Below are 4,824 nucleotides of genomic sequence, written 5' to 3'. Positions count from 1 at the left end.
GTTCATGACCTTGACCCACGCGGCGACGAAGTCGTTCACGAACTTCTCCTTCGCGTCGTCGCTCGCGTAGACCTCGGCGAGCGCGCGCAGCTCGGAGTTCGAGCCGAAGACCAGGTCGGCGCGGCTGCCGGCCCACTTGACCTCGCCGGTGTCGGCGTCGCGGCCCTCGAACGTGGTCTGGTCCTCGGACGTCGACTTCCACGTGGTGCCCAGGTCGAGCAGGTTGACGAAGAAGTCGTTGGTCAGCGAACCGGGCGTCTTGGTGAAGGCGCCGAGCGGGGACTGCTGGTGGTTGGCGCCCAGGACACGCAGGCCGCCGACCAGGACGGTCGCCTCGGGCGCGCTCAGGGTGAGCAGATTCGCCCTGTCGAGCAGCAGGAACTCGGCCGGCAGGCGGTTGCCCTTGCCGTGGTAGTTGCGGAACCCGTCCGCGGTCGGCTCGAGCGCCTCGAAGGACTCGGCGTCGGTGTGCTCCTCCGTCGCGTCCACCCGGCCCGCGGCGAAGGGAACCTGCACCTGGAAGCCGGCTTCCTTGGCTGCCTTCTCGACGGCGGCGGAGCCACCGAGGACGATCAGGTCGGCCAGGGAGACCTTCTTCGCGCCGGAGTTGAACTCCTGCTGGATGCCTTCCAGCACGCGCAGCACCTGCGCGAGCTCGTCGGGCTCGTTGACCTCCCAGCCGCGCTGCGGCTGCAGGCGGATGCGGGCGCCGTTGGCACCGCCGCGCTTGTCGCTGCCGCGGAAGGTGGACGCCGAGGCCCACGCGGTGGACACCAGCTGCGAGACGGACAGGCCCGACTCGAGGAGCTTGGTCTTGAGGGTCTCGATGTCCTCGCCGCCGATGGGCTCACCCTCGGCCTCGGGCAGCGGGTCCTGCCAGATCAGGGTCTCCGCCGGGACCTCCGGGCCGAGGTACAGGGACTTCGGGCCCATGTCACGGTGGGTCAGCTTGAACCAGGCGCGGGCGAAGGCGTCCGCGAACTCCTGCGGGTTCTCGTAGAACCGGCGGGAGATGGGCTCGTAGATCGGGTCGAAGCGCAGCGACAGGTCGGTGGTGAGCATCTTCGGGCGGTGCTTCTTCGACGAGTCGTGGGCGTCCGGGACGGTCTCCGGGGCGTCCTTGGCGACCCACTGGTTGGCGCCGGCCGGGCTCTGCTCGAGCTCGTACTCGAACTCGAAGAGGTTCTTGAAGAACCCGTTGCTCCACTGGGTCGGGGTGGTGGTCCAGGTGACCTCCAGGCCGGAGGTGATGGCGTCCCCGCCCTTGCCCGTGCCGTAGGTGCTCTTCCAGCCCAGGCCCTGCTCCTCCATGGTGGCGGCCTCGGGGTCGGCGCCGACGTTGTCGGCGGGGCCGGCTCCGTGGGTCTTGCCGAAGGTGTGGCCACCGGCGATCAGGGCGACGGTCTCCTCGTCGTTCATCGCCATGCGGGCGAACGTCTCACGGATGTCGCGGGCCGCGGCGATCGGGTCCGGGTTGCCGTTCGGGCCCTCCGGGTTGACATAGATGAGGCCCATCTGGACCGCGCCGAGCGGGTTCTCCAGCTCACGGTCGCCGGTGTAGCGCTTGTCGTCGAGCCAGGTGGTCTCGGGACCCCAGTAGACGTCCTCCTCGGCCTCCCAGACGTCGGCGCGGCCACCGGCGAAGCCGAAGGTCTCGAAGCCCATCTGCTCCAGGGCGACGTTGCCGGTGAGGATCAGGAGGTCGGCCCAGGAGATGGACTGGCCGTACTTCTTCTTGACCGGCCACAGCAGACGGCGGGCCTTGTCGAGGTTGCCGTTGTCCGGCCAGCTGTTGAGCGGGGCGAAGCGCTGCTGCCCGGCGCCGGCGCCGCCGCGGCCGTCGCTGGTGCGGTAGGTGCCCGCGCTGTGCCAGGCCATACGGATCATCAGCGGGCCGTAGTTGCCGAAGTCGGCGGGCCACCAGTCCTGCGAGGTGGTCAGTACCTCGGCGATGTCCTGTTTGACGGCGTCGAGGTCGAGGTTCTTGAAGGCCTCGGCGTAGTCGAAGTCCCCACCGAGCGGGTTGGCCACCTCGGGGTTCTTGGCGAGGATCTTCAGGTTGAGCCGCTCGGGCCACCACTGGCGGTTGCCACCACCCTGGGTCGGGTGCAGCGCGCGGCCGTGCGCGACGGGGCAGCCGCCTCCCGTCTCCTCCGACTTCGGGTCGGTGACGATCGCGTCGTGGTTCTCAGTCATGGAAATCCTTCCGGACGGGGTGGATCACGGTGCTCGGGTGGATCACATTGCTCAGGAACTGCGGGCGGTGGAACAGGCGGGGCACAGACCCCAGTAGATGACCTCGGCCTCGTCGACGGCGAAGCCGCGGTCGTCGGACGCGGTCAGGCAAGGGGCGTGGCCGACCGCGCAGTCGACGTCGGCGACGGTCCCGCACGACCGGCAGACGAGGTGGTGGTGGTTGTCGCCGACCCGTCCCTCGTAGAGAGCCGGGCTGTTGGGCGGGTCGAGACGGCGTATGAGTCCTGCCGCGGTGAGTGCGTGGAGCCCCTCGTACACGGCTTGGACGGAGATGTGGCCCACGCGGCCGCGGACCTCGGAGGCGATGACCTCGGCGCCGAGGTGGTCACCGTCCCGCACGGTCTCGAGCAGCGCGACGCGGGCGGCCGTCACCCGCAGGCCGGCACCGCGGAGCTCTTCGGCGGTGGTCGGGTTCTGGGATGCGGTCATGCCGGACAACCTAACGGCACAAACACGAGCGGTTCAAGAAAACGAACGGTTCAATTTTGGTGTCGTCTTCGTGAGGCCTTGTGTGGCGGGCTTCATCGCAGGTTTGTGAACTCCGTCACAGTGATTGTGCCGTGGGGATTCTGTCGGCCGGGTGTCAGCCGTGCCCGTGGCGTGTCAGTACCGCTCGTGCCGTCGCCGCCATGGCCTCGTCGACCATCTGGCCCTCGAAGGTGAGCGCGCCGGTGCCGGTGCGCTGGGCCGACTCCACGGCGGCGACGAGGCGGGCGTAGCGGTCGAGCTCTTCGGGGGTGGGGGCGAAGACCTCGTTGATCACGGGGATGTGGGTCGGGTGGATGGCCATCATGCCGTCGTAGCCGAGGGCGCGGTTCTGTTCGGCGAAGGCGCGCAGGCCCGTGAGGTCGGCGATGTGCGTCCACAGTCCGGTCACGGGGTACGGCGCTCCGGCGGCGCGGACGTCGAGCAGTACGCGGGAGCGCAGGGCTTGCGTCTCGGTGCCCTGGGGGCTCCAGCGGTAGCCGACGGCGCGCTCCACGTCGCCTCCGGGTGCGGTCAGCGCACCGGCGTGTGCGATCCGGGGGGCCGCGGCGGCGATGTCGTAGGCGTCGTGGAGGGCGCGGGCCGACTCCAGCAGGGGGACGAGGCTCGTCGTGCCGACGGGGAGCCCGTGTTCCTGTTCGCACCAGGTGATGAGGCGGTCGGCGAGCCGTACGTCGGCGGCGGTGCGCACTTTCGGCAGGACGATCCCGGTCGTTCCGGGGCGCACGACGGCACGCAGTTCCTCGGCGGCGGTCCAGTCGTCGAGCGGGTTGATCCGGACGAACAGGGGCATGGCGCCGGGCGGTTCCGCGGCGGCCTCCGCCAGGGCCTCGGTCACCCGGGCGCGAGCCAGCGGCTTGTCGGGCGCGGGCACCGCGTCCTCCAGGTCGAGGATGACGGCGTCGGCGCCGGCCGCGCGGGCCTTGGGGAGCCAGTCGGTGCGATGGCCGGGGACGAAGAGGAGGGAGCGCAGGGGTGCCGTGGCACGCGCCTCGCCGCTCGCGGGTGTGCCGGCGTCAGACGACATCGTTCTTCTCCAGGGCCGCGAGTTCCTCGTCGCTCAGTCCGAGCCAGTCCCGGTACACGAGGTCGTTGTCCTGGCCGAGCGCGGGGCCGGTGCGCCAGATGCGGCCGGGGCGTTGCCGGAAGTGCGGGATGACCGCCTGCATGCGTACCTCGCCCAGGTCGGGGTCGTCGACGGTGACGATGTCCTCGCGCTCGGCGTAGACGGGGTCGGCGGCGATGTCGGCCGCGTCGAACACCCGGGAGGCCACGACCTCGGCGCGGGCGAACGCCTCCAGGCACTCGGCCTCGGAGCGCTCCGCCACCCAGGTCCGCAGACCGTCGTCCAACTCCCCGCGTCGTGCGTGCTGTTGCTCCGACGTGGCGAACTCCTCCTCGGGCAGGCCCAGCAGCCGGGCCACGTTGCGTACCGAGCGCAGGGTCGCGGAGGTCACCGTGATCCACTGCTCGTCGCGGGAACGGTAGGTGTTGATCACGGCGGCGGGGGCGACCGCCAACTGATTGCCGGAGCGCTGCGGCACCGTGCCGAGCTGGTCGTGGACGATGACCTGCCACTCGACGAGCCGGAAGAGGGGCTCGAACAGGGCGAGGTCGATCCACTCCCCGTCGAAGTCGGGGTCGTGGTCACGCCGGTGGAGGGCGGCGAGGACGGCGTAGGCACCCATGAGGCCGGTCACGGCGTCGCCGTGCGAGAAGCCGGTGTGGACGGGCGGGCCGTCGGGGGAACCGGTCAGGTGGACGACCCCACTGCGGGCCTCGCCCATCTTGCCGAAGCCGGGGGCGTCGGCCTGGCTGGAGGTGGCGCCGAAGCCGGAGATCTGCAGCAGGACGGCCTTGGGGTTGATCCGGTGCACGGCCTCCCAGTCCAGACCCCAACTGCGCAGCCGCCCGGCGCGCAGGGTGACGATGACGACGTCCGCCCAGGCGACGAGGCGGTGGGCGACCGCACGGCCCGCCTCGTGGTGCAGATCGAGGGTGACGGAGCGCTTGTTGCGACCGGCGACCTTGAACCACAGGGGAACGCCGTCGCGCCGGGGCCCCATCGCGCGGGCGGCGTCG

At 70.7% G+C, this 4,824-nt stretch carries 4 protein-coding genes; all 4 read right to left on the bottom strand.

All coding sequences use genetic code 11. The features are described 5' to 3' along the window. The coding region (katG, locus tag ACFTZL_RS41050) for a catalase/peroxidase HPI (protein ID WP_382594528.1) at window positions 1-2,196 on the bottom strand (2,196 nt) is incomplete at its 3' end. Between the two features lie 51 nt (window positions 2,197-2,247). Continuing rightward, entirely contained in the window at window positions 2,248-2,685 is a 438-nt protein-coding gene (locus ACFTZL_RS41045; RefSeq protein ID WP_382594525.1) for a Fur family transcriptional regulator, read from the bottom strand. A 154-nt stretch (window positions 2,686-2,839) separates the two neighbouring features. Then, window positions 2,840-3,769, bottom strand: coding sequence for an HpcH/HpaI aldolase/citrate lyase family protein (locus tag ACFTZL_RS41040; protein ID WP_382594522.1), 930 nt, complete (start codon window positions 3,767-3,769; stop codon window positions 2,840-2,842). Continuing rightward, the coding region (locus tag ACFTZL_RS41035) for a CaiB/BaiF CoA transferase family protein (protein WP_382594519.1) at window positions 3,759-4,824 on the bottom strand (1,066 nt) is incomplete at its 5' end. The genes ACFTZL_RS41040 and ACFTZL_RS41035, both read right to left, overlap by 11 nt.

It is taken from the genome of Streptomyces sp. NPDC056948, assembly GCF_042674225.1.
Classification (GTDB): domain Bacteria; phylum Actinomycetota; class Actinomycetes; order Streptomycetales; family Streptomycetaceae; genus Streptomyces; species Streptomyces purpurascens.
The sequence above is the reverse complement of the archived record's forward strand: the minus strand, read 5'-3'. Positions and strand labels throughout refer to the sequence as shown.

Bases quoted from the DNA above. Each gene is read 5' to 3' on its own strand.
- ACFTZL_RS41040 (WP_382594522.1), bottom strand. From the start codon at position 3,769: ATGTCGTCTGACGCCGGCACACCCGCGAGCGGCGAGGCGCGTGCCACG.
- ACFTZL_RS41045 (WP_382594525.1), bottom strand. From the start codon at position 2,685: ATGACCGCATCCCAGAACCCGACCACCGCCGAAGAGCTCCGCGGTGCC.